Origin of the sequence: Paenibacillus sp. A3 (genome assembly GCF_001399685.1) — a bacterium.
Classification (GTDB): Bacteria; Bacillota; Bacilli; order Paenibacillales; family NBRC-103111; genus Paenibacillus_G.
In genome coordinates this window covers 1-25,249 of sequence record NZ_JTHN01000015.1, presented here as the reverse complement: position 1 = coordinate 25,249, position 25,249 = coordinate 1, and the positions used below count along the sequence as shown (strand labels likewise).

The 25,249-nt window shown below is 53.1% G+C and carries 25 protein-coding genes and 2 pseudogenes; 5 read left to right on the top strand and 22 right to left on the bottom strand.

Annotated elements, in window-relative coordinates:
* Positions 1-2 precede the first annotated feature (2 nt).
* From QJ48_RS01835 to QJ48_RS01815, 5 genes are read right to left on the bottom strand one after another with little or no spacing between them, the layout of a single operon-like run.
* Complete coding sequence (locus tag QJ48_RS01835) at positions 3-1,052, bottom strand: N-acetylneuraminate synthase family protein (RefSeq protein ID WP_054971962.1); 1,050 nt, start codon at positions 1,050-1,052, stop codon at positions 3-5.
* Positions 1,052-1,864 carry a cytidylyltransferase domain-containing protein gene (locus tag QJ48_RS01830; protein ID WP_054971961.1) on the bottom strand — a complete coding sequence of 271 codons (813 nt, stop codon included), beginning with the start codon at positions 1,862-1,864 and terminating at the stop codon, positions 1,052-1,054. The genes QJ48_RS01835 and QJ48_RS01830 overlap by 1 nt, the downstream gene beginning before the upstream one ends.
* 13 nt (positions 1,865-1,877) lie before the next feature.
* On the bottom strand, positions 1,878-2,849 hold the full coding sequence (locus tag QJ48_RS01825) for a Gfo/Idh/MocA family protein (RefSeq protein WP_063857997.1): 972 nt from the start codon (positions 2,847-2,849) through the stop codon (positions 1,878-1,880).
* 15 nt (positions 2,850-2,864) lie between these two features.
* Positions 2,865-4,181 (bottom strand): glutamate-1-semialdehyde 2,1-aminomutase, encoded by a 1,317-nt coding sequence (locus tag QJ48_RS01820; protein ID WP_054971959.1) that lies wholly within the window; start codon positions 4,179-4,181, stop codon positions 2,865-2,867.
* A complete protein-coding gene (locus tag QJ48_RS01815; RefSeq protein ID WP_054971958.1) occupies positions 4,178-5,230 on the bottom strand; it encodes a polysaccharide biosynthesis protein in 1,053 nt (350 codons plus the stop codon). The genes QJ48_RS01820 and QJ48_RS01815 overlap by 4 nt, the downstream gene beginning before the upstream one ends.
* Before the next feature lie 168 nt (positions 5,231-5,398).
* Here QJ48_RS01815 and QJ48_RS01810 point away from each other — a divergent pair, with 168 nt between their 5' ends.
* Positions 5,399-6,511, top strand: coding sequence for a DegT/DnrJ/EryC1/StrS aminotransferase family protein (locus tag QJ48_RS01810; protein ID WP_054971957.1), 1,113 nt, complete (start codon positions 5,399-5,401; stop codon positions 6,509-6,511).
* A gap of 8 nt (positions 6,512-6,519) precedes the next feature.
* Positions 6,520-7,662: a UDP-N-acetylglucosamine 2-epimerase gene (neuC, locus tag QJ48_RS01805; protein WP_054971956.1), complete on the top strand. Its 1,143-nt coding sequence runs from the start codon at positions 6,520-6,522 to the stop codon at positions 7,660-7,662.
* A gap of 301 nt (positions 7,663-7,963) precedes the next feature.
* Here the strand turns inward: neuC and QJ48_RS01800 are convergent, their stop codons facing one another.
* The 3 genes from QJ48_RS01800 to QJ48_RS01790 all read right to left on the bottom strand — a co-directional run bounded on the left by QJ48_RS01800 (position 7,964) and on the right by QJ48_RS01790 (position 10,744).
* The gene (locus tag QJ48_RS01800) at positions 7,964-9,013 is read right to left on the bottom strand and encodes a hypothetical protein (protein WP_054971955.1); all 1,050 of its coding nucleotides are present in this window, start codon (positions 9,011-9,013) and stop codon (positions 7,964-7,966) included.
* A gap of 364 nt (positions 9,014-9,377) precedes the next feature.
* On the bottom strand, positions 9,378-9,830 hold the full coding sequence (locus QJ48_RS01795; protein WP_054971954.1) for a hypothetical protein: 453 nt from the start codon (positions 9,828-9,830) through the stop codon (positions 9,378-9,380).
* Between the two features lie 122 nt (positions 9,831-9,952).
* Entirely contained in the window at positions 9,953-10,744 is a 792-nt protein-coding gene (locus tag QJ48_RS01790; protein ID WP_054971953.1) for a DUF6973 domain-containing protein, read from the bottom strand.
* An 879-nt stretch (positions 10,745-11,623) separates the two neighbouring features.
* On the opposite strand from QJ48_RS01790, the gene QJ48_RS01785 reads away from it, so the two are divergent.
* Entirely contained in the window at positions 11,624-12,985 is a 1,362-nt protein-coding gene (locus QJ48_RS01785) for a hypothetical protein (protein WP_054971952.1), read from the top strand.
* Between the two features lie 93 nt (positions 12,986-13,078).
* Here the strand turns inward: QJ48_RS01785 and QJ48_RS01780 are convergent, their stop codons facing one another.
* From QJ48_RS01780 to QJ48_RS01770, 3 genes and pseudogenes are all read right to left on the bottom strand, one after another.
* A complete protein-coding gene (locus QJ48_RS01780; RefSeq protein ID WP_054971951.1) occupies positions 13,079-13,588 on the bottom strand; it encodes a hypothetical protein in 510 nt (169 codons plus the stop codon).
* Positions 13,589-13,779: 191 nt separating this feature from the next.
* A pseudogene (locus QJ48_RS01775) lies at positions 13,780-14,257 on the bottom strand (HAD family hydrolase).
* Positions 14,258-14,489: 232 nt separating this feature from the next.
* On the bottom strand, positions 14,490-15,605 hold the full coding sequence (locus QJ48_RS01770) for a DegT/DnrJ/EryC1/StrS aminotransferase family protein (RefSeq protein WP_193394377.1): 1,116 nt from the start codon (positions 15,603-15,605) through the stop codon (positions 14,490-14,492).
* Between the two features lie 248 nt (positions 15,606-15,853).
* Between QJ48_RS01770 and QJ48_RS37285 the strand changes: the two genes are divergently transcribed.
* Positions 15,854-16,432 carry a hypothetical protein gene (locus QJ48_RS37285; RefSeq protein ID WP_054971949.1) on the top strand — a complete coding sequence of 193 codons (579 nt, stop codon included), beginning with the start codon at positions 15,854-15,856 and terminating at the stop codon, positions 16,430-16,432.
* 212 nt (positions 16,433-16,644) lie between these two features.
* On the opposite strand, the pseudogene QJ48_RS35485 reads toward QJ48_RS37285, so the two are convergent.
* A pseudogene (locus QJ48_RS35485) lies at positions 16,645-16,963 on the bottom strand (amino acid permease); the annotation flags it as partial.
* 113 nt (positions 16,964-17,076) lie between these two features.
* Between QJ48_RS35485 and QJ48_RS01760 the strand changes: the two are divergent.
* Entirely contained in the window at positions 17,077-18,114 is a 1,038-nt protein-coding gene (locus tag QJ48_RS01760; protein ID WP_054971948.1) for a ketoacyl-ACP synthase III, read from the top strand.
* 36 nt (positions 18,115-18,150) lie between these two features.
* Here the strand turns inward: QJ48_RS01760 and QJ48_RS01755 are convergent, their stop codons facing one another.
* The 10 genes from QJ48_RS01755 to QJ48_RS01710 form a co-directional block, all read right to left on the bottom strand.
* Positions 18,151-18,447, bottom strand: a complete 297-nt coding sequence (locus QJ48_RS01755) for a hypothetical protein (RefSeq protein WP_054971947.1) — start codon at positions 18,445-18,447, stop codon at positions 18,151-18,153.
* A 17-nt stretch (positions 18,448-18,464) separates the two neighbouring features.
* The gene (locus tag QJ48_RS01750) at positions 18,465-18,788 is read right to left on the bottom strand and encodes a hypothetical protein (RefSeq protein WP_054971946.1); all 324 of its coding nucleotides are present in this window, start codon (positions 18,786-18,788) and stop codon (positions 18,465-18,467) included.
* A 37-nt stretch (positions 18,789-18,825) separates the two neighbouring features.
* A complete protein-coding gene (locus QJ48_RS01745) occupies positions 18,826-19,116 on the bottom strand; it encodes a hypothetical protein (protein ID WP_054971945.1) in 291 nt (96 codons plus the stop codon).
* Between the two features lie 96 nt (positions 19,117-19,212).
* Complete coding sequence (locus QJ48_RS01740; protein WP_054971944.1) at positions 19,213-19,941, bottom strand: glycosyltransferase family 2 protein; 729 nt, start codon at positions 19,939-19,941, stop codon at positions 19,213-19,215.
* The gene (locus tag QJ48_RS01735) at positions 19,941-21,128 is read right to left on the bottom strand and encodes a glycosyltransferase family A protein (protein WP_054971943.1); all 1,188 of its coding nucleotides are present in this window, start codon (positions 21,126-21,128) and stop codon (positions 19,941-19,943) included. Before QJ48_RS01735 ends, QJ48_RS01740 begins: the two co-directional genes overlap by 1 nt.
* A gap of 8 nt (positions 21,129-21,136) precedes the next feature.
* Positions 21,137-21,940 (bottom strand): glycosyltransferase, encoded by an 804-nt coding sequence (locus QJ48_RS01730; protein ID WP_054971942.1) that lies wholly within the window; start codon positions 21,938-21,940, stop codon positions 21,137-21,139.
* A gap of 66 nt (positions 21,941-22,006) precedes the next feature.
* Positions 22,007-22,921 carry an SDR family oxidoreductase gene (locus QJ48_RS01725; RefSeq protein WP_237762774.1) on the bottom strand — a complete coding sequence of 305 codons (915 nt, stop codon included), beginning with the start codon at positions 22,919-22,921 and terminating at the stop codon, positions 22,007-22,009.
* Between the two features lie 213 nt (positions 22,922-23,134).
* Entirely contained in the window at positions 23,135-23,398 is a 264-nt protein-coding gene (locus QJ48_RS01720; RefSeq protein ID WP_054971941.1) for a hypothetical protein, read from the bottom strand.
* Positions 23,399-23,505: 107 nt separating this feature from the next.
* A complete protein-coding gene (locus QJ48_RS01715; RefSeq protein ID WP_082420294.1) occupies positions 23,506-24,669 on the bottom strand; it encodes a glycosyltransferase in 1,164 nt (387 codons plus the stop codon).
* A 46-nt stretch (positions 24,670-24,715) separates the two neighbouring features.
* On the bottom strand, positions 24,716-25,249 hold a 534-nt coding region (locus tag QJ48_RS01710), incomplete at its 5' end, for a glycosyltransferase (protein ID WP_157261471.1).

The window sequence follows — 25,249 nt, the reverse complement described above, 5'->3', positions numbered from 1 at the left end:
CATCACGGCCGACCGTTCTCGCCAAGATGACGCCAACAGAATGCGTCTCCTTTACGGACCGGCTGCTGCAGCGTCTTGCCCAGCAAGTGAACAATATCTCTTTGATCCATATCGCCCTGCGTTTGCGTCCGCTTGTATTTGACATGCTGCTCCGTGAGGAGGGTTCCTTGCGGAAGATCCTGGCCTGCAACGAGGCACTTGCGTACGGCGGAGAAATACGCCCGCTCCTCCGTGCCGATATTCATAACCGCAGAGCCGGTCATGCGCGAGACGAGCTCCAACTGCCCTCGCAGCTCGGCAAATGCGTCCGGCTCCAGGGCCGCCTCGTCATCCTCCCGCTTGACGGACAGGTCGAGCGTCACATGCTGCTCGAACAAGCGCGCGCCGAGACCGTAAGCCGTCGCGAAGGCCAGATAACGGCCGAGCTCTTCCCGGCTAGCCGTATGGTCCGCATAGCCGACCGGGCATTGAAACTTCGCTTCATATAAAGGCAGCTTCTGCAAATGCACGTGCTCCAGGGGCGTCGGATATTCCTGGATGCCGTACATCATCATGAGATTCCGCTTGTCGCCGAGCAGTTTCAGCATGTACTCGATCTCCGGAAAAGAGATCCCGCCGATCCCGACGAAAAGCGGCTGCCGCGCTTGCGCAAGCCCCTTGAGCATATACGTGTCGTTGATGCTGGTCGCATGGATGGCGATAGCCTCTGCATTTTCTTCGATGAGAAATTCCAGCGAAGGCAGTTCGTCGGCCAGCCCGACGATTTCCATGCCATGCTTGCGGCAGCGCGCAAACAGCTCCCGCCATTGTTCGCGGGTGAACAGCCACTTCTGTAATTCCTTATACAGCGGATGCTCCGGAACCATGTATTCGTCCGGGTTCAGCATAATATGGAACTTGACCGCGTCCGCTCCCTTGTCTGCCAGCGCATCAATCAAACGCAGCAAGTAATCGTATTCCCCTTGGTGAACGTAGGCGGGCTCCGCAATCCAATACATCGATGTCTTCGTCCCATTCCGCAATTGCTCCAATAGGTCAATTAATCGCGCCATCAGCGATTCCTCCGTTGTTTGAGATAATTGCCTTCCTTGATCGCGGCGAACAGTTCCCTATTCTTCGCATAACGCTCGTTGATATCCTCAATGACCGCATCGGGCGGCTTCAGCTGCTGCACATGACGGTTGACGAACAGCTCCGCAGGCATCCGGTCGGCCGCAGCCAGCAGCGATCGGTAGCTCATCCCTGCCTGCGGGCACAAATGGTCCGCCAAGGAACGTAAAAAAGCGAGATCGTCCGCCGTATCCAAAGTAAGCCGGATGTCCCGGGCTTCCCCCGCCTCCGCTTGAAACAAGTGAACGTCAAACAGGTCCGGGCGGTTCAACCAATAGCCCCATATCTCGGTGTCGGTGCGATGCTTGAATTCGATCACCGTCTTCAGCGCCTCATAACGAATCCCGTATAAGCCTGCGCCGATCGGGAGCCCTTCGACCGCCATATAGTCCGGGGTCGTCAGCCTAGCCTGATTCGCAAGCCGGTTGGCGTATTCGACCGAGAAGAACGGATCGTCCGCCGTAATGGACAGCACATAATCCAGACTAAAAAAAGTCGCCGCATCGTACAGCCGCCGCAGCACGTCCTCCGGATCGCCCGTAAAGTAATAAATGCCATGCTTGAAAGCCGTCTCCGCAAGAAGCGCGTCCTGCGGATGCGGGGAGGTGCACAGGATGACCTGATCGACGAACGAAACGGCCTTGCACCTTTCGATCACCCGATCGATCACCCGTTTGCCCCCGATTTCGTACAAAAGCTTAAGCGGAAGCCGCGTCGATTTATTTCGGGCCGTGATCAGCATGCCGATTTTCATGGTTCCACCGCCTTCAGCTTAACTTTCCGCGCTCGAATTGCTCGAGCCATTCCAACAAAGCCAAATCCTGCTCATAATCGTGAGGGAACGGCTTCCCGCCTGCGATAGCTTCCAGGAAGGCCCTCATTTCATTCACATACATATCCTCATACTGGAACGGCCTGCTGCCGCTCAGGACCGGAATCCGCCTAGTCGTTCGCCGTGTCCCGTCGTATACCTCTACCGCCGAATCGAAGAAATTCCACTGGATCGTCCCTTGCTCCCCAAGCAGGGAGAAGGCTCTCGTCGCTTTGCGCGACACGACATCGACCGTGACTTGACCCGAGGTGCCGTCTGCGAATTCCATGACCATCTGGTACACGTCGTCGATATCGGTCTCCAGCGTGGTCACTTTTCGTTTCAGGGAAAAGCCGCCCCGGACCGGCCCGAACAGCGAAGTGAGCCAGACCCATTCGAAAGGCACGATTTCCCGGCAGCCCCCCGTCTCCTTGCGCGAGACATAGAACGTGCGATAATCTTCGTGGGGATGCCAATCGGGCAAGTATTGCCCGGAATGGTACATAAAGAAGCAGTTTCCGCCTGCCGCCTTGTCGTTGACAAGCTCGGAGAGCAAAGCCACTGCGGGATGAAACCGCATCGTACAGGAGGGGGCGGCGACAAGTCCGGGCTTCTCCCGCAGCTTGGAAACCAGCTCCGGAATGCCGTCCTTCGTCACGCTCGCCTCCGTAAAGAACGGGAGCCCCAAATCCGCAGCCAGATGCGCATAGGGCATGTGCTGATCGGGAGGCGTGGAAATGATGAGCGCACGCGGTTCAAGCTGCAGCGCCCGTTCGACCGAGTCGAACGTTTCGATGCCGAATTTCGCTTCCGCTTCCGAGCGTCTGTCCGGACGGGGATCTAAGCCAATGACACGTTGTCCCGACAGAGCGAGCAAATCCCGCACTCTTCGTTTCCCCATCGACCCAAGACCAATAACTAAGAACATGCGAATCGCTTCCTTTTAATTAAATTTACGAAAGACCGGTTTCACCGCCGGGCCGACCAATACGGATTGCGCCCCTTGCTCCAGCGCCTTCTTGTATGCCTTGCAGGTTTGATCCAACGCTTCGAGGGTCTTCGCCACTTCGCTTCCGCCATGCGAGTAGCTGATCGAGACATAAGGTATAAGCACGCCCTCCCGAATCATTTCCTGAAGAAAAATGGTGCGGAAAGCGAAGGACGAATTCTCCTGCTCATCCTTGCAGATAATGACCGGACTGTTGGGATAGCCCCCGATTTGCAAGTAACGCTCAAGCCCGTGAATGGCTGTCACTTGCCGCCAACCGGCCATCAGCTCCTTCCCGGTACGCTCGATATGGTCGATGACGTCTTTCTCCCGGAACTCCAGCACCGTTTCTTGGACGGCAGCGAGGGCATGCGTCTCCGCCGCGTTGGTCGCCGATATCAGGAAAGTACGGACGTACGGATGATCGAGTCCGCCCAGTTCCATGATTTCCCGCTTCCCGGCCAGCACCGCGCAGGAAAATCCGTTGCCGATCGCTTTGCCGAACGTCGACAGGTCCGGTTCGACGCCGAACGCCGTTTGCGCCCCGGGCAGTCCGAACCGGAAGCCCGTGATCATTTCGTCAAAGACAAGCACCGCACCGTGCTTTTGCGTAAGCTGACGAACCCGCTGCAAAAAGTCGGCGGCGGGACGCTCGCCGGTCACCGGCTCCATAATCACGGCCGCGATATCGTCAGGGTACTGCTCGAAAATACGTTCCAGGCTTGCAATATCGTTGTAGTGAAAAGGAACCGACAGCTCCGACAGTTGATCCGGGATGCCGTTATCGCATGGGGTCGTACCGATAAACCAATCGTCAAAGCTGAAGAAGGGGTGCTCCTTGCAATAAGCGACCCGCTTGCGTCCGGTGTAGGCCCGGCTGAGCCGGATCGCCGCCGTCGTCACGTCCGAGCCGTTCTTGGCGAACTTCACCATATCCGCAGACGGAATCATATCCGTCAACAGCTCTGCCACCTCGATCTCGATCGGAGACGGTCTGGTGAAATTGCTGCCGCGACGCACATGCTCCATCACCTTCCGGGTCACGCGGGGATAATCATAGCCCAGCGAAACGGAACGCAAACCCATGCCCCAATCCAGAAACGTGTTATGATCGACGTCCGTCACCCAAGCGCCGCTGCCGGATTGAATAAAGCCGGGAGCGAGCTGCGGAAACTGATCCGCTCCTTTGCTGTACGTGTGGCATCCTGCCGGAATGAGGCGGGCAGCTTTCTTGGCCAGATCTGCCGATCTCCGAAAACGTTCGGCCTTCATTCCGATCCACCGCCACGACGAACCCGATATTTTTGATGCTCTTGAGCGACAATGCTTTTTAACTCGTCTTTCGTAATGTGAGCGCCTTGATTCGAGCGGTAGGTATGGATCAACGCCGGATTGAAATGCAGATACGTCCCGGTTGCATCGGCTTCCGTCGGCAAGACGGCATACAATTCGTCGTCCTCAAGAACCCGCTCGCGTTCGCAGTCAAAAATAAGCTCTTCGTGGAATTTTTCGCCGGGCCGCAATCCGATCGTCTGAATCCGCGGTCTGACGCCCGACTCGCCGAAATAATCACAGACGGCATCCGCCAATTCGCCGATTCGGAACGACTGCATTTTCAGAACGAACGTTTCTCCTCCTTGGCAGTAGTAAGCCGCCTTCATCATACGGTCCACCGCTTCGGGAATGGTGATGAAAAAACGCGTCATCTTGCGGTTGGTTACCGTGATCGGCTTCCCCTGGCTCACCTGATCGAGAAAAATGGGCAGAACCGAGCCCCGGCTTCCAATCACATTGCCGAACCGGATGGTGCATAGCCGGGTCTGCAGGTTTGCAGAATGGGCGTTGGCGCTGGCGAACAGCTTCTCGGCGATAAGCTTCGAAGCTCCAAGCGCGTTGTACGTATTCACCACCTTATCCGTGCTGATATTGACTACCTTCTTCACTCCGTTGCGGATGGCGGCGCGGATAACATTTTCGCTTCCTATAATGTTGGTCTTTACCGTCTCATATGGAAAGTTTTCGCATACGGAAACTTGTTTTAACGCCGCGGTGTGAAACACCATATCCATGCCCACGGTCGCGTTCTCGACACTCTCGTAGTCCCGGATATCACCCAAGCAAAACGAAACAATAGGATCATTTTCATAGCTGAGCTTCATCATATATTGCTTGCTGTCGTCTTTGCTGAACACGACAATCCGCTTTGGCCGATAGGATAGAAGCGCTTCGACAATCCCCCGACCGATGGAGCCCGTACCGCCGGTTACCAATATCGATTGGTTGGAAAAAAAAGAGTAGAGCATCTCATTAGTAGCTATCATTGACTCTCCACCTTTCTACAAACATTCATATGTTCCGGACAACCAGAGGGTCATGGACAACGGTTGAACCTTTGAAAACTTGGTAAAAATGTGCATTTTTCGATAACTTTTTTGATAGATTGACATACACTAACATATCAATGCCAACTAGGAAGGATTGAAACGACTATGTTTGTGCCGTTAGCCCGCCCGGATCTGACCGATCTGGAAAAACAATATGTTCTCGAAGTGCTAGACTCGGGCCAGCTTAGTTTCGGAGAAAAGCTTGCTAGATTTGAGGATGCCTTCCGGCAGCAATTGCAGATCCCGCACGCCGTCGCGATGAACAGCGGAACAAGCGCTTTGCACGTGGCGGTGAAAGCGCTCGGTCTGAAATCCGGCGATGAAGTCATAACGACGCCTTACAGCTTCATCGCTTCTTCCAACTGTTTGTTGTTCGAAGGGGCCGTCCCCATCTTCGTCGATATCGACCCGCGCACGTTAAATATGGATACAAAACAAGTCGAAAGCGCCATTACCCCCCGCACGAAGGCGATTTTAGCCGTTCACGTCTTCGGCCAAACCTGTCATATGGACGAACTGATGCGAATTGCCCAAAAGCATAACCTGCATGTGATCGAAGATGCCTGTGAAGCTTTGGGGGCCGAATGGAAAGGCAAAAAGGCCGGAACGTTCGGGGATGCGGGGGTGTTCGCCTTCTATGCCAACAAGCAGGTGACGACCGGCGAAGGAGGGATTCTGGTCACGCAGCGGGAGGATATCGCAAGCTCCGCCTACAGCCTGCGCAACCAGGGCAGGGCGCCGGAGGACGGCTGGCTGGAGCATACGCAGGTCGGCTACAATTACCGGATGTCCGATCTTCAAGCTGCCGTTGGCGTCGCCCAAATGGAGCGGCTGTCCGGGCTATTGCGCAAGAGGCAGGAAAAGGCGGAGCGGTACAAAGAGCTGCTTCGGGAATACCAGGTTCCCGTGACCCTTCCCCAGGTTCTTGAGGAATGTAAAATCAGTTGGTTCGTCTTTGTCGTCATTTTGCCGGAAGGCGCCGATCAGGCCGGGGTCATCCGCTTCCTGCATGACAAGGGCATCCAGTCGAAGCCTTACTTTCCGGCCATTCATTTGCAGCCGTGCTATCGGAAGCAATTCCTCTTCGAAGCCGGCGCGTTTCCCGTGACGGAACGGATGGCTAAGCGTACGATCGCCATTCCGTTCCATACGCGGTTGACAGAGGAAGAACAACGATACGTGATCGGCCAGCTCGCCATGGCACTGCAGAAAGGATAGGTGGGAGCTTGCATACCGTTTATGTGACCGGAACCCGCGCCGATTACGGAATCATTCGCCCTGCGCTGCTGGAGCTCCGAAGCGATCCGAGATTTCAATTGGAGCTGATCGTGACGGGGATGCACCTGCATTCCGAATACGGGGAGACGATCACGGAAATTCATAAGGACGCCTTCCCCGTGATTGCTGCGCCGTCCATTCTGATGAAGGGCGATTCGCGCGAAGCGATGAGCAAATCGCTGGGGCTCGGCTTGCTTCACTTCTCCGACATTCTACAGCGAAGCAAGCCCGATGCCGTGCTGCTGCTCGGTGACCGAGGCGAAATGCTGGCTGCCGCGATTGCCGCCCATTATCAAAATATCGGCATCGTCCATCTGCACGGCGGAGAACAGAGCGGGTCCGCAGACGATGCGGTGCGGCATGCCATCAGTAAGCTGGCGCACCTTCACTTCGTCGCTTCTCTTCAAGCCAAGCGTTTTTTGCTTCAAATGGGGGAAGCGGACTGGCGCATTATCCCGATCGGCTCGATGCGCAAACGGCAAATCGAACAGGTCAAGCAATTAAATGAAGCGACGGCGCGCCTCTGGACCGAAGCCTACGGGCTGAGCTCGCCGTCGCGCAAGCTGCTGCTGTGTATCCATCCGGACTCCAAGGAGCAGCTTTCCTACGAAGAGCAAATTTCCACTGTATTGAAGGGACTTAGCCCCCATGCCGGCCATGCGATCTATGTGATTGGCCCGAACAGCGACTCGGGCGGCGACTTGTTTCGCGAGAAGCTGCTGGCTTTTGCCGGGGAGCATCCCCACATCCGCTACTTCCCATCGATTCCGGACGATCAGTTTTTATTTCTGCTGGGATACGTCGACCTGATGATCGGCAACAGCAGCAGCGCGATTATCGAAGCGCCCTTCTTTGGCCTCCCGGCCATCAACATCGGCAACCGCCAGCACGGACGGGAAGCGGCAGATAACGTCGTATCCGTCCCTTTCGACGCCGCCCGGATTGAACAAACCATCGCCACGCAATTAAGCCGGGGACGCCTGCCGGGGCTCCGCAACCCGTACGACCTTACGGCTCAGCCGGAGAAGGAATTGGCCGAGCAGCTCGCGCGTCTTCATACGCTACCCGGCGTTTGGAATAAGTTGAATTAGGGGATTAAGAGGAGATAAAAATGGGCCAGCCAGGGGTTTCTGGTTGGCCTATTTTTACGAAAAGAGATTAAAGGGATTTTCTCCAATTTATTGCTTAGCAAATCCTTTGTTTAATGCTTGTGTTTGATTCATTTGAATGTTGAGTTTAAAATCGATTCTGAATTTCTTCCTAGCCCATGCTTCAAACTTTAGTTGCCTACTCCATGATGATCGGAAGTATTTATAATTGACTGTTGTGCTGTGGGAACAGCCCAGAGGCTCAATAATACTAAGGCTATAGCTAAAGATAAGATTGTTTTTTTCATAGTTCAGATACTCCCTCCAAAAGGTTACGGTAAATTGCCTTTTGTTGTTCAGAAGCATATTGAATCTGTTTTGAAAATAGAGAAACACATCTTTCAAACCCGGAATAATACCGAATCTTTTGAGCTATGTATAGAGCCTGCAACAAGTCGTTGATCCCGTTGACCAACTGAACTTTTTTAAAACTATAACTAGCTTTTTCATACCAAAAATGAAACAATTGAGTACCGGTAATAGAGGTGATGGAAGAATCCATAATTGAAATCTTTTGACACAAATCATCTAGTATTGTATCGACAGAAAAGCCATATTTATTCGCTGACTCAACCAGATTTAACGCACCAGGAAGAAGTTCGTTAGGATTTTCCTCTAAATAATTTAGGTATTCAGGGATTATAGTTTGATTTCCGGTTTTCAATTCCAACGAATACATATTCGCTTTTCCCCAAATACGGAATTTTTCAACCTCCTTGCGACCGACTTCGTCAAGAAATTCGAACCATCCGAGATCGGAATATTCCAATACATAGCCTTTTGCCTCTTCACATCGATCTTGCATGGTCAAAGCAATTCCTTTCAAAAGGTAACCTTGTCCATAGTACACTACCAGAGGTCTTTTCGTTTGTAAAAAACTTGGGTATTTTGTTTTATCTTCTATATGTTTATCGTAAATGCTTTTTGCCAACACTCTTAATTCGTCCGCGTAACTTTCGACTTTTTCCCAGTTTCCCATCGTGTAGTAGACATTAGCCATTTGTAGTAAAGCATCCAGCTTTATATCGTCCGGCAAGTATGTGTAGTGAGATTCGAAGCGAAGCAAGGCTTCCTTATTTTCTTCTGATCCAATGCCGATAAGAGCCTGGAATAAACGGAATTGACTTAAGATGTATTGCTGATTTTGAACATCTTGCTCGTTTTCAATCACATAACGATATAAGGGAACCGCTTCTGTCTTTTTCCCAGCATGAAAAAGATGCTCTGCCATGGAAAAGTAATGGGAAAGACCTGCTTCCGATTCCGACCAGCTAACATCAGGGTTTAGATCCACTTCTCTTACCTCCCATAATAGTTATATTTTAACAATAAAGAAAATGAAAAACAATGCTTTTTATCGTATATTGTTAAGAAAGTAGTCGAGTTGACCATTTAGGGATCATAAAAAATCGAAATTTGATGTTGGTGAGATAACAGGCTAGGGGTAATTTATTTCCTGTTTTGGAAGGGTTGTAAAGTCCAAAGGATTATTAACTGGCTGTCGGACAAGTAGAGCGAGCGTCGGGACAAATGTGAGAAAAATGCCGCCTAAAACAGCGCAGCATTCTAAAAGAATTACTCTTTCGTTATTTCATTTTTATTTGTAAGTTAATAACGCGGTGAAGAGTGACTCTCTACCGGGGCCCGGTAATATTAAACTATCCCTCCACCTTAATCCGAATAACATAAGCCACACCTCCTTCATCCCATGTGGCATTGTAATTATAGGTGTATGTTCCTGGTTTATCAGGTACGGTAATACCTGTGCTGTAATCCTCGATAGTTTTACTTTCGGTAATGTCCTCTCCGAAAATCTCGTGTACGTTACCGTATTTTTTAGGAGGTGGGTTAAAGGAGATTTTTAACTTTGACTTGGCAGGCACAGTAACGGTATCATACTGGGTTCCTACTGCGGAAGACTTGCCGTACTCAGTCTTTAAGCCCCAGGCATAACTGAAAATCTTGGCCTCGTATGATTGTTCTTTTCCGACGATGTTGAAACTTGATTGGGGCAACGGTTTGGAAGTAAAGGCGCTGCAACCTGAAGTAAGAGTAAGAATCATAAGGAGTATCATGGAAAATATCTCGTAGTGGGTAATAAGTTTTTTCATTATGTAAATCCCTCCCGTTGTTTCTGAGATATAAAAAGGGGAGTGCTCAGGAACAACCTGAACAAAACCCCTTTACTTTTACAACTATAAAATTTTTTTAGTTAAAATACAACAATAATAAGCTACGGCCTGTAGTTGTCAGGGAGAAATACAATCATTTCGCCGTTATCAATTTTTTGCGAAACTCTGTTGATAAGGTCTTGGTCAGAAGTCCAGAAAATACTATCAGTTAAAATACTCCAAGTGTCCCGTCCTTTTTGGTTGTTGTGTAAGTCCATCCGCGTGTGTTCTCGGTTGGATACACCATCTGTGTATTCATTAAAATAAGCTTCCGACTTCTGCTCATGTGCGGTAGCCCAAGCGTCGGCACTCATCTTACTAATATATTTACACATAAGCGCGTTCCAAATAGCGTGCCTGAAAGCATCTTTTTTTGTACCATTTCCATGCATGTAGCCGTACTTACCATTATCTGAATAGATAACGGCTTTCTTGCGGCATTCGTTAACAACCAATGCTGCCGCAGGAGACGTAACAGCGAGCGCCTGTTCTGCTAGTGTCAATTCATTCCACTGTTTGATAATCTCGTAGTCGGATAAAGCACTGGGAGCTACTTTCTGGCCATCAAAATGGTCTTGCCTCAATTTCTCGGAGACTTCAGCAACACTAGCAGTTGGCGCTGATTTTTTAATGAGTTCAATTTTCTTGTACAGCCTAGCGTCTTCAGCAGTGATATTGAGGTCTTTATATCTAGGATCCGCCATGACTTGATCGACAGTGAGATCGAATTTAACCTCAGCTTGGGAAGCTACAGGAGCTGCTTGACCCTCGGCAGCGGAAGCAGCAGGAACGACAGAGCATGCAATTGCCCCTGCAATAATAGTATTCGCGGAAAATTTAAACAATTTTCTCAAAATAGGTCCTCCTCGGAAATCGTCTTTTCAAAGAGTTATATTGAAAGCTGGTCAGCATTTTAAATGATTTAATTTACAATTTATCTACCAATTAACGGTATATAAATTTATACATATTTTAACACGTGTCTTTGGCCGTATATTTTAGTGACATTATCCGTTCTAATTCGCTATCAAGAAGATAATCTGGTATTCGCACTACGAAGCTCATTTGACCTATACGGGAAAAGGCCTAAAGTTGTCTAAAGGGGTAAGCGTCAATCTTACTGTTCCTTCAAGTTCTTCATCGCCGGTACCACCGTTCGGAACGGCTTTATTTTGTGCTGGACAATTTCAGCATCCATAAAATCATGAAAATAAGAGAGTTTGCGACAGATCTTGTTTTTACGCCAACTTATTCGTCATAGCTGAATCGCATCAAGTGCCACTTTGCTCTATCGGAACCACGATGAATTAGCTGATTGCCATTCAGAGATATCTTCGTTGGCGTAATAAGAACGCAAAATCCAAAGAGCTACTGCGCCTTCAAAAACGGGTTAAGGTAGCCTGATGAGACACTAGTTGGATCTGTGCTTAGTTCATAATTCTCAGAAAATCGTTGATAACGATATATCGATTGGCTTAAGCGGACCACCTCCTCGTTTGGAAACGACCTTTTTTCCTAAACCAACTTCACGAGCTGCCGTTTCATCCTGTTAATCCTTCTTACTGCTCATTGCTTCAAATCTCTCACCTCCTTGTTCAGTTGAAGTATAAGATCACTTCACCAAAAACAAGAAAATGAGATTTTTAAAGAATTTTGGTATACCATAAATTTGCATTTAATTGATTAATATGTAATATTTTTGATAGCGTATATTTTCAAAGAGGGTGGTTCTGATGGAACAATTTGCTGCCATTCGCTGTTTGCGTTCCGAAATCGATGAACAAATGAAAAAATACGGCTATTCCCTTACTAAAATAAGCAAACTGACAGGGACTCATCTCGGATATCTGAGTGAGACTCTAAACCGCAGACCTCCACGCCCCATAACGATAAATCTACTTGACACCCTGGCAAAAGCTTTTCATCACCCTCCCGGATGGCTCTACGAATTATATCTTGGAGAATGCTTTTCGGCTGAAAAGGTATCACGTCCTCGCATGATTCCATTCCTTACTCGATGCGCGGAACTGGAGCGATTTGATCTCATAGCTTCAACTGCTTCGAAATTACTTGAACACCCCAAAAATATAGAAATTCTCTTTTACGTAGCGGAACAGCTTTTTGAAAAAGGGCTACAAAGCGAATCCGCTCACTTTTACCGCCTTGTCATCGAGAACGAAAGAGACAGCTTTCATGACCGATTCACGATAAGCCAATATCGTTTGTTCCGCGCTTTACTTGGGACGAATGCAGAGGAAAATAAAGAAGTGGTTATCCGCTTTGAGCTATATTACAATCGCTTAGCTGAAGATTTTCAGTTAGATGCTTTGTTGCAAATAACCAATGTTTATTACACGTTGGAAAACTGGAAAAAAGTCGAAAGATATGCAGATGAATTAAGAGAATTGGCGGGCAAAGTATATCAAGATCAGCTAAGAAAGCGATATAGTACAAAAGCTTTCGAACCTTTAAAAACGGAACGGCATTTAGTGGTATATTACGGGCAAGGATTTCTTTTAAAGGGGATTGCCCTAACCATGCAAGAGCAGTATGAAGAAGCAAAAAAATATGTTTCGGTATATTCTGACCTCGGATGGTTTGAGTTTCTTGATGAGATTGGAAAAAAAGAGGTTGAGAAGTTTCGCGTTTGGGGAAAAGGAAATATGTATTCACTGCAACTTAAAATCGGAAATCCAAAAGTCCTCTCTGAGTATGTAGATTTTTTAGAAGCACATCCTATAGATTTTCTTCCCGGTGCCCTAAATATCCTAGAGTCAGCGAATAAACACGATTTTCCTGTTGACTCAGTACTGGAAAGACTTTGTAAACAACTTCCACCCTCACGTTCTGCTTCGACCCCGGTCTTCGAAACGCAACTATTCTACTTTTGGCGTGAAAAGGCCATTTACAATTTTAAAAATGGAAGAAGAAGCTGTGGCATCAAGGATCTTCTTTCCGCCTTGTATTTAGCCGAAAAAATGGAATATTCTTCAGGGCTAAGAAAAATGATTCTACTCATGTTGTATGAAGTCGACGGCGCGAATGAACAACAAGGAATTCAAAAAATGCTGAAAGAAATGAGGATCGAAAACTAGTTCAGCTCTCCAATTTCTTCTCCTATGTAACGTTATGGCACAAAAAAAGGACCTAGTGTCAGGTCCTCAGAGGGCTGGTCATCCCAATATCCGTCACATTGGTTGCCTACAGCATCCGTAGCTCCAGTAGCAGTAGTAGTGCGGTGCCCGCAAAATCTGTCCGCACTCGGGGCAATTTGCTTCTTGGCGTGGATTAACGCGAATGACAGCCACATCCTTCAGATTGAAGATCGATTGCACGGCCTCCCGCCCATGCTCGCTGATTCCCTGCTGCATGAACTCATATGCGCCGTACATGCGCCCACACTGACATTCAATACGGTTGGAGTAGGCAAGTCTGGTTTCCTCGATCCCCAAATCGGACTGGATTCGAGCCTTTTCTTCGTACGACACCGGCTCAAGTCCCGTGTCCCTGATCATCCGGGGAGTCCAATACCACGAGTTGACTGCGGTGAACTGAGCACGGGTGAGGTAGAAGGTCGCGGTCCTGCCTGCCATCACAGCTTCCTGTACTGCGGCCACGACAATGCCATCCTCCGCCACCATCACGGCCTTGCCGCTGCTAACGACTGACTCAATGTCAGCCAGCGAGAACTTGTACACATCTCATCCCTCCAGAGAAAAAATCGAGAGGAGAGTTACCGTGGCGCGAATCGGTTCAACAAATACCAAGCAATTCCCCTCAGATGCATTATTGGACTTGATAAGCACCCGTATACCATTTATTCTTGAACTAATCGAATTTTAATGAAAAAAGAAAGATAGAGGAGGTGCCATGGATGATGAAGCAACTCCTAAGTTAATTGGTTCTCGTTTGGCATTACAATATTGATTAACTCCTCCAAATCGTCGATTACAGCATCAGCATCAACAACAGGTTCAAACTGGCGACTTCGTTTCCAAACCGCCTTCATCCCAACGGCACGGCTGGCTCGTATATCATTGTCAGGATGATCTCCAACGAAAAGAGCGTTTTCTGCAGCTACACCAAGTCGATCTAAAGCAAGATTAAAGATAGCCTTGTCGGGTTTCCGTAACCCTTCCCATTCCGATATCAATACCTCATCGAATAAATGTTCGATTTGCAAAGCCTTCAAATTGTCATACATGCCCGTGATGATCAAGTTCGATAAAACGTTGGACAAAGATTTCTTTCTCTACAACCTGGAATTCCGGATAACGATGGTACTGGTCCCGCACAAATAATAATAGGGATGAGTCACGATCTAACAATGTCCCATCCAGATCAAAGAGAACCGCATCGATTGACAAGACAACCACTCCTTTTCACCTAAAAATCAAAGTCGCCCCGCCAGATTGCATATCCGGTAATCGATGAAAACTAGTTATTTTTCAAATTTTGGGTCCTCTTCGTATTTTACCATTAAATGACTCGTTAGTTTTCACCCTCAACCAGCTGCTTGCCATGAAAAAAATAGTCCTGCCCAGCGAACTGGTCCAGGACTATTCTTTAGGCGCTGCGTATGATTCCTTTTAAAAAGCGTCAAAGACTTGAAACGATCTCTAGCAGCGTGGAACTAATATATCTCACATCGGCTTCAGTTAACGTGCCGTAGCTCGGGAGATTGATGCCTTGAGCGGCAATCCGGCCAGCCACCGGAAATTCCGACGCGGATTGAAGCTTCTCGTAAGGCGGCAGCACGTGCATCGGATAAAAGAACGGCCGGCTCTCGATCCCTTGGAGCTGGAGCCGACGGATGACTTCATCGCGCTCGGCCTCCGAGCCTTCGCGCAGCACGACGCTGAACAGCCAATAGACGTTCTTCGCCCAATCCTGCTGGACAGGCAGTGCAAGAGCGCTGCAATTCCGCAGATGCTTGGTATAGTGATCTGCGATCCGCAGTCTCTGCGCGATATGCCATTCCGCGTTCTGCAACTGAGCACAACCGATGGCCGCTTGAATGTTGGTCATCCGGTAATTGTACCCAATGACGGTGTGGAAATAACGTCGTTGCGGGTCCATCCCCTGTCCCCGAAGCAGCCGGGCCCGCTCCGCAAGCGCAGCGTCGTTCGTCGTCAATACCCCGCCTTCGCCCGTCGTAATGATCTTGTTGCCGAACAAGCTGAAGATCGCGCTGTCCCCCAGTCCCCCAGTACGCTGTCCCTTATACTCGGCACCCAACGCTTCAGCCGCATCTTCCATGACGAATAAGCCGTACTGCTGCGCAAGCTGCCGAATCGGGTCCATGTCGGCAGGATGCCCGTAGAGATGGACTGCGACGATGCCTTTCGTTCTCGGCGTAATCCGTTCTTCAATCCGCTTCGGATCGATGTTCCAGGTCTCCGGCTCCGAATCGACGAACACCGGCTTCGCTCCGCAATAGGTGACGGCATTGGCCGTGGCGACGAATGTTAACGTAGGGATGATAATCTCGTCGCCCGGCCCCACACCGTGCGCGAGCAAAGCCAGATGCAGCGCCGTCGTTCCGTTGCTGCAGGCGATAGCGTGCTTCACCTGGCAGAAGGCGGCGAATTCTTCTTCGAAACGCTTGATATATGATCCGTTAGAGGAGATCCACGTCGAATCCAGGCAATCCATTACGTATTTCTTCTCATTGCCGTTCAAGACAGGCAGCGCAACAGGATAAAATTTATCCACATTGATTTCCTCCTTCAATGATGGTATGGTGCTAAACCACGGCATATCCATTTGTTCATCATATGCACTCCTCTTCGGAACGCCTGTACGGAAACCTATGGGAGGCGGTAGGAAGAAACGGTTTTCGTAGAGGAGGGAGGACAAGAGTTCAGAGCAATAATTACGCAGTTATCTCTAAGGCATGTACCGTGGCGGTTTCTATTGTCCACTCATATGATTTAGTATCTTACAGAAAAGGAGTGATTCACGTGGGTGAAACAGGACTGACCGGCCTGACCGGGTTGACTGGTGTAACAGGCCAAACTGGACCTACGGGACCTACCGGACCTACTGGGCCTACCGGGCCTACTGGACCTACGGGCCCTACGGGACCTACGGGGCCTACTGGACTTGCTGGACCGGCAACGGATGTGGCTGGCGTTCAAACTGCGGCTCCGCTGGGGCTTCCCGCCGGAGTTGAAACGACCCTGATTACGCTGCCCGGCGTTACATTTACAGCGCTTAACGATACGGCGCAAGTGAATGGCAACTTTAGCATCGCAACAACGGCTCTCGTCGCATTTAACACTCTGTACACCGTGAACTTGTACAGGGACTTCGGCACAGTAGACCAAACTTTGCTGGCGACGGTATCGATTACCGCAAGCTTGGACGCCGTATCGGCCCTTTTAGGCCCGAGTCATGTCACCGGAAGCATCCTCTTTACAGATACTCCTGCGCTCGGTACACATTCCTATACACTTCGAGTGACCCCTACCACGCTTCTCGGCGTCGGGGTTACGATGACTGCAAACTACAGAGCACTGAGCGCCGTAGTCGGCACTTAACCGAAAACTGTTCACCTGCTTTGCAGCGCAAACACCCGCGTCCGAATGGATGCGGGTGTTTATTTGGCGCTTGTGGTACTATTTCTTCAAGTGATACGGTACGGTCGTAACAATGACATCTTTTCGAAAGAGCAGGTGTGCTCGAATCAGCAGGCTTGACTGGTTATGCAGAATATTATGCCATCCCTTCTTGGGGAAGAACTGTGGGATCACAACCGTAACAGGGCCGTTGTCCCTTGAATGAAAAAATACATAACATTTCGGCCGAAGGTCTGTTCGGCGATTTGCGAGACGACGGTAACTTCCGGCCGCAGGACAACTCCATAATAGTAAGCCAGGCAGACGATTCCCGAAAATAGCAAAGCCAGCAAGGAGCCCATTGCGATTAACGTTTTCGCCGCATTGTTCGGTGCCGGGTCTTTGAAGTTAGGAATGGCATTCGATATGCCTCCACTCCCGTTAAGGCAGAGCTGCCCGAGGCGGATAAGCCAAGATCGAAGCCGATTCGGTCACCCCTCTTAGATTAAGTAGCGCCCAATTGACAGAAGCTAGAAATCGAAGTATTATTTTTAATACCAGGTACTAATACTAACTCTTGATATCAGACAATTTATTTTACATTACATTTAACGAGGTGAACCCGAATGGAATCATCTGTTCAACCTGCTTCCTCTTCGACCCTTTACCGCTCCCGGATTACCGCCATCGGCAGCTACGTTCCCGAACGCCGTCTGACGAATGCCGATCTGGAGCGCATGGTCGAGACCAACGACGAATGGATCGTGCAGCGCACCGGCATCCGCGAACGGCGCATCAGCGCGCCGGAAGAGTATACGAGCCACTTGTGCATCGGAGCGGTACAGCAGCTTGTTGACCGCTACGGCGCCGTGCTGGAGGATGTCGATCTGCTGATCGTCGGCACCAGCACGCCGGATTTCGCTTTCCCTGCCACTGCCTGCCGGATTCAGGCGCATTTCGGCATGAAGCAGACGACCTCCTTCGATTTAAGCGCGGCCTGCGCCGGGTTCGTATACGGCCTGCATCTGGCTAACGGGATGATCGCTTCCGGCCTGCACCGCAAGGCGCTCGTCATCGGCGCCGACGCCCTGTCCAAGATCGTCGACTATACGGACCGTACGACGTGCGTGCTGTTCGGCGACGGTGCCGGAGCGGTCCTGCTCGAACGGGACGAGTCGGACGCTTCCAGCCCTCAGTTTATTGCCTATACGGGCGGTACCGACGGTACCGGCGGGGCGCACATTTATCGCTCCCTGCTTGCCGATCATATGGAAGGGAACCCGGTGAACGCGAACGGCAAGCTTGTCCAGAACGGCCGCGAGGTGTACAAATTCGCCGTTCAAACGATTCCGAAAGGCGTTAACGACCTGCTGAGCCAAACCGGCTTGTCCACCGATCGGATCGACTGGTTCGTCCCGCATAGCGCCAACCTCCGCATCATCGATTCCGTATGCGAGAAGATGGGGATTCCTATGGAGCGAACGCTGCACACGATCGAGAAGTACGGCAATACGTCCGCGGCGACGATTCCGCTTGCGCTTGAAGAAGCTACCCGGGAACAGAAGCTGAAGGACGGCGATACCGTTCTGTTGTTCGGCTTCGGCGGAGGGCTCGTTTACGGCGGGCTGCTGCTCCGCTGGAAGGCGCTGTCTCCGATAGCCTAAACACGCAAAAAAAGAGTCCGTCCTTCCTCCTTGAGGTTAGGTACGGACTCTCTTTCTTACGACGGTCTTCTTCACCGCTTCGCCAAGCCAAGGCTTGCCCGGAATTCCGCGCCGCAAGCGGCGGCGTATGCGAACTCCGGCCATTTTCACGGCGATTTGGCGCTGATACCGGCTGATCGTCTCAATATGCACCAAAAGCCTGCGAGCCGCTTCCTCGGAGCCTTCCACGACATCGGCCATGCTTTCGATCATGCGGGCCAACGCACGCTGGCTGCGGGCGAGCGAATGAAGAATATGGAGCTTTACTTTATTTTCCTCTTCATGCCAATTCATTGGGAGTCGCCGCTTTCTCACGAATAATAATTTCCTCCGTCCCCATTTACCGAGCCCGTTCCACCCGCCTCGCTGCCTACGAGCAGGATGTGCAGATGCTTGGCAAGCGCCATCTCCATCTTCGTCATGCCTTCGATCACTTCGATCATCTGATCGTGCACTTCCAGCAATTTCTTCACTTGGTCGCCATGGTCCTCGAAGTGGGCGCCGGACAAATGTCCGGATATCCATTGGCACGAACGCGCAGCCTCCAGCGCTTTGGCTTCCAGAATCAATGCGATGTTGTATTGGAATTGGGAAGCGGCTTGCAGCATTTTATGGTAGCTTTCGATTCTGCTCACGTATAACCCCTCTTCCTTCGGACAACGGGATGCGGATTCACTCCTCGTCGTCCGGGATTTCAACGATTTTGACAATGACCGCCATATGCTCCGCCAGCGCCTCCTCCAGATCGGCGAGCCCGCTTAAATAAACCGCAATGCTTTTCGAGACATTCAAGGAATGCTCCGTCAGCGACTCGATATCCCGAAAGGAAGGGTTGTTGGGCGGAATGTCGTGAACCAATTGGGCCATGCGCACGGCCACATGCCGATTGGCTTCGAGTATGTTGGCCATTTCCTGCTGGGACGCCGCCATATGCCGGATCATCCTGGTCACTTGCCGATGCATCGTTCCCTCCACCTCCCCCGCCGGCCGTATGCGCTCCGCTTTTCTAGTATCCTATGCGTCCGCAGCCCCTTGGTCCACGGCATCCGCCCAAGCGGTTCATATAAAAGAATGCGGATCGATGCCCCATTTGTCGATGAACTTCTGGCGGTTCGTTGCCAGCAGGGCTTTGATTTTGTGCTCGTTTTCGAACCGGAAGCTTGCGCTGCCTTCGTGATAGATGAAGGCATCCCCCGCGATCAGCAGCCGGTACCCCGCTTGCCGGGCGCGGTAGCAGTAGTCGTCGTCTTCAAAATGTCCCGGCGAAAAGCGCTCGTCAAGCTCTCCTATTCGATCCATCAGCTCCCGCTTGAACAGGAAGCACAATCCGACGATCCGTTCCGCCTGCCGCCATTTTCCGCTGTCCGGCCGGTTCATCCGCGCCGCCATATCGGCGATCGAGGTGAATGGCCCCTCGATCTGCTGCTTGCCGCTGGCATAGTTCGTCATGGGACCGACGATGCCGACATCGCCGCTGCTGTACAGGCAGCGCATCATATTGTCCAGCGCGCCGGCCGTCAGCCGCGTATCATTGTTAAGCAGCATCAGCGCATCGCCTGAAGAGAGCCGCAGCCCGAAGTTGCACGCAGCGGGGAAACCGCGGTTCTCGGGCAGCGAGACGAGCTTGACTTCATGCTTCAGGCACAGCCGCAGCGACGAATCGGCGGAGCCGTTATCGACCACAATCACTTCGTGAGGCACGGTGACGTGCCGGCGGATCGATTCCAGGCATAAAGCCAGCCACTCGGCTCCGTTATAATTCGGAATAATGATACTGACAGTCTGCATCAGGCATCGCCTCCGATATAGCGTCGTTTGCGCAGCACGTCCGGATACGCGAGCCGCTCGCCCATCCGGTCGCCGGCCAGCTTCAACGCTTCCAGATGGTCTCCCACGATCATGGAAGCCACCGGATTGCCGCGCCCGCTGTTCAGCTTGCGCCGCTTGTTGCCCCGGATGACGTTAACCTGTCCCGCATTGCCGACCCGGAGCTTCAGGAGCAAGGCAAGCGCCTGCGCTTTCGGCGGGACCGACAGCAGTTCAAGGCCCAGCGTCTCTACCGCGCGCCGCGACAAAGCGTGCGGTACGGCCGTGAGCGAGCTGGCCTTCAGATCCGGCCGGTCCAGCGCCATGTTTAAAAATCGCTTCATGATCGTGACGGTATCCTGCCGGCCGAATGACCCCAGATATGGATAAATGTCGTTGAGCGCCACATCGAGTCCTTGTTCGATGCCGTGAACGAAGGGCACGAGCTGCTCCGCGGGAAGCGGCATATCCCCGTCCGTGAAAAGCAGGATGTCGGCCCGGGCCAGCTTGGCGCCGACCGATCTTCCTACGTCGTGACCGAGCGCCTGCGGATAAGACAGCACGATAGCCCGTGAAGCCGCTCTGGCTTGCCGGAACGTCTCGTCGCTCGAGCCGTTGACGATGACATACGTCTCGTCCGTCAGCCGGCCCGCCTCCTTCAGCACGGCGGCGATCGTGCGCTCCTCGTTCTTGGCCGTCACGATAACGGCCACCGAACGCTCCGTCGGAAGCGGAATCCAGTTCGGCGCCGGCCGGCCCATGCCTGCGAAGAAGCCGCGGACATAACCGGCTGCCGCAGTATAATAGCGGGTCCATGGATAACCGGCCAAGCCCCGCTCCTTCACCCTCGCCGTCCAGCGGCGGTTCAGCAGCCGCCGCTGCTCGCTCTCGCCCTCCCGCGGCTCAGACGGGGTGTCCGCGCGGCCAAGCTGCAGGCCGAGCCGATAGGCGGCCCCGCCGTAAGCCCTGGACGCCGCCCGCTTCTTGGGCAGAAACAGCCGAGGGGCGGCGGCGGCACGTTTCCGGGCGCGCTTGACCGCCGCTGCAGGCTTCTTCCGCGCAGGCGCAGCCGCAATGACCGCCTTGCCGTCTTCTTCCGGCAGCGGCTTGCGGACCAGACGGCCACGAACCGCCGGTTTCTCGAACAACATCGCCTGTTGCTGCCTCATCGATCCATTCACCTCGCCATGTTGCGGTTTCGCATCAAATCGGTATGGCTTCCTCGCTCGCCCGTCGTCGCGGTCAGCCAGCGAATTGCCTCCAGATGGTCTCCTACGATTAATTGACCGACCGTATCGGTGCCATGCGTTGTCCAGCGCCGTTTGCGCCGCGGATTCAAGCGTCCGACCGGCACGAGATGGACCGGACGCACGACAAGCCCTTTCTGCACGGCCATCGCGTGCGCCTTGGGGGGAACCGCAAGCGCCCCCGCTCCGACCGCTGCGAGCGCCCTGCGGCTGATCGCATGGGGAATCGTCGTCATTGAGGTCCCCTGTAGATCGGTCCGGCCGAGCGCCGCGTTCAGCGCATGCTTCGCCAGCACGACCGGATGGACGTTTCGTGTCCGGATCGGTCCCAGATAGCGGTTCAAAGCCACATCCACCCCGCTGTGCACCGCATGAACGAACCGCCTCAGATCGCGCGCGGGAATCACCATATCGCCGTCAAGGAACAGCAGGATTTCCCCGTTCGCAAGACCGGCTCCGATGCTGCGTCCGACGTCGTGGCCGAGCGGCTCCGCGAAGCTGACGACCCTCGCGCCCATCGATTCGGCGATTTGCTTCGAGCCGTCCGTCGAGCCGTTGGCCACAACGATGATTTCCAGCTTCCCCGCACCGATCTTCCTCACTTCCCGGAGCACGGAAGGCAGCTTTCTCCGCTCGTTGATGACCGGAATAATGACCGAGACGTTCGCCGCCCGCACCGCAGCCCCCCCCAAGGCGCTGCCTCTCCGATGACGAGACTTGCGAATATGCCGCATAGGTCTCCCTCCTCTCCATGAAACGATTCCGCAATGCCCCCGCCAAAGAAAACCGCCGCCTCTCCGTTACAGGGCCGCTTCCATCCATTCGCGCAGTTCTTCAAGCATACGGTCGTAGCCGGGAACGGCGAAATCAAGCTCGGGGCGGGTCGAGCGCAGCGTACGGTCCAGCGCGACGGTATCGTCGGGCCGGATTCGGACATCGCGCTTATCGAAGATCCGCCTCATTCGCTCCAGCAGCTCGTATTTGCTGACGCTCTCCGCGGCGGTCAAATGAACGATGCCGCTTAACCGGCTTCCCCGCTCCGCCGCATAATGGATAAATCTTGCCAGCTCCAACGTCGTCACCCCGTTCCACGGCACGCGGACGAATCCCCGGACCTCCCCGCGCTGCCTCAGGAACCAAGGAAGCAGCCCGCTGCCTTCCTCCTGCAGCTCCGGTCCGATCAACGACGCGCGAATCGTCAGATGGGGGGCCCGCACCACTTCGCCAAGCGCCTTCGTTCTGGCATACGCCGTCGTCCCGTCGGGCACGTGGCGTTCTTCGTAGCGGCCGCGATCTCCCAGAAACACGCTGTCCGTGCTGATCTGGATGAGCCGGGCGCGCAGCCGGTCAGCCAGATCAGCCAGTTGGTGGGGCAGCAGGCCGTTAATCCGGACGGCCTCAAGCTCTCTGAGCCGGGCCGCATCGTACATGATCCCGAGGGCATTGACGATCAGATCGGGGCGCACGGCCTCCACCAGCTTATCGACCATCACGCTATCCGACGCGTCCAGGCAAAGACCCGCCCCAGGGAGCGGCCAAGATCGCCCGCAGTCTGTTTTTCCATGCTCCGTCGTATAGAACACCTCATACGAAGTATTAGCCGCCAAATACCGCAGCAGCATATGTCCCGCCATTCCATCGCCGCCAATCACGAGCACTTTCATCGGCTCGCGCTCTCCGTACGGCCACCTTTCCTCATCGTGGTGCCTCACCACCTTTTGCCGCCTCCCCGATTGCAATCCTCTCAGGTCTTTATAATATATTAGGGAAATAACCAGTCCGGCACGACATTTACCCATTCTGCCGCCTAAAGAACCGGCTCCATGCTTGTCCCCATCCTTGAAGGGCTTGTCCGGTTTCGCGAGAGCGGAATGCCGGGACATTCCTCTTTGAGAAATCCTCGGCAAGTGACCCCTGCGGTTTTCCGCTCAGCCTTGCGGCGCTCCGCCGTCTTGGAGCCCTTTGGCAAAGCCCGCTGCAAAGCCTTCGTTGTACGCTTTGTCGAATGCGTCATTATAAATCTGCTTGTAGCCGCGCGGCCTTGGCCTTACGACCCTCCGCCGCCGTCCCGTCTTCAGCGTACGGCGTCTGGTCCGCCGCCGGTTGCGGAGCGGCCGAATGCCTCGTTTCCTCCTCCGTACCTGGCGCAGCCTGGTTCGGCCCGCCCGCTTGCGCGCAGTGCGTCTGGCCATCCTCCGTCCCTCCTCCCATCCGCTTACGTCCCTATACCATATGCGGATGGCGGCGGAAACGGACGAAGCGAAAGCGCCTATTTCGCGGCGGACGTCAAGTCAACGCATCAGCCGGTGGCGCCTTCGAACAAAATGCGCATCATCTGCGCCATCCGGTGGGGATACGTGTGCTCCAGCATCGTGCGACGCAGCGCATTAAGCGCGATAAACCGCCGTTCTTCTTCATGGTGCAGGTAATAATCGATTTTGTGCATCAGCTCGCTTGGCGAAGCATAGGTGACGATCTCCAGTCCCGGCGTATAGAAACGGGTAATGTCGCTGCGGACATCGGTGAGCAGCAGCGTCCCGCAGCCTGCAATCTCGAACGTGCGCGGATTCGGCGATACGGCTCCGACCTGATGGCTGTTGAAGTTATAGCTCGGATCGTCCGTTGCCCGGTGCAAATTGATTACGATTTTCGTCCCGTTGTAATGCGTGGCCGTTTCCTCCGGCCCCATCCAATTGTTCAGGGCAATCTTCGGCCTGAGCATTTGAAACTGGCGCAGCCGCTCCCACCAGATGCCCGCGATGTACGTATCCCTCTTTGCCAAATAAGGCGTCATCTGATTGAAAAAGGCAACCCGGTTCCAATACGCGGAGCCGATGAAGCTGATATCGTGCCGGAATTGGCTCGGAACCGGCTTCGGCCGGAAGATCGCCGGGTTGGAGCCAAAAGGCAGGTAGTGAACCTGCTTGCAGCCGAGCCGGCGGTAAAACTCCACGCAGGCAAGCTCCAGCGTAAATACGACGTCATAATGCATGACGAGAGACGCCGTCAGATCGGTATAATACGGATCGTCCGTCAGCCAGATGGCCGTGCGGATTCCTTCGGCCCGCAGCTCGTCAATCCGTTCGCCGGGAATGTTCAACCCTTCCAGCACGAGCACGATATCGGGCCGCATCTTGACGGCCGCGGTCTTCAAATCGTGGGTCGGCTGCAGGACGATCAGCTCGCGCACCAGCCCTTGCAGCGCAACGATTACCGCTTCGTCAAGCGGGGAATACGGGACGCCTTTGCCCGAGGTCACATACATGACCCGGACGTCCCATCGGCCGAGCGGCTCGTTCGGCAGCAGCCGCATGACGGCATCGCACCGGCCGTAATGATAGCCGCCGCTCATGCCGAACCGGAACCCATTCTCCCAGCCGCTGTGCCAAGCTGTGCGGCGGCGGGCCCGCGGCACCCGCTTTACCGCACGCTTTACGTTGAAACGCGCTGTTTTTCTGGCCATGCTCCTGCCTCCTTTCTTGTGCTTGGCCGCTTGATGCTTGCCGCCTTCAGTAGCCGAGCAAGCCTAGCAGCTGGCCGATCCGCGTCACGAACGAATGCTCCTGCATCGTCCGCCGCAAGCCGTTCAATGCGATCCTCTGCCGCTCGGCACCGTGCTTCAAATAATAATCCAGCTTATCGATCAGCTCTCCTGCCGACCGGAAGACGTCAAGCTCCACGCCAGGCGTATAATAACGGGTCAGATCGTCGCGAATGTCGGTAAGCTGCATCGTTCCGCATGCGGCCATTTCATAGGTGCGCGGGTTGATCGATTGACCGGGGAGGCCCCGGACGTTGCGGTTATCGCTTCCGTGATGTCGGCAGCCGCGGTGCAGATTGATGACGATCTTCGCTCCGTTGTAATAGCGTACCGTTTCGTCGATCGGAATCCATCCGGCGCGGACGCTCGGCTTGATCAGCCGGTAAAGCCGCATCCGTTCCCACAATCCGCCGCCGACGATCACCTTTTTGCCCGATAAGTACCCGGCGATTTGATCGAACAGCTCGACGCGGTTCCAGAACGCCATGCCGATAAAGCAAAT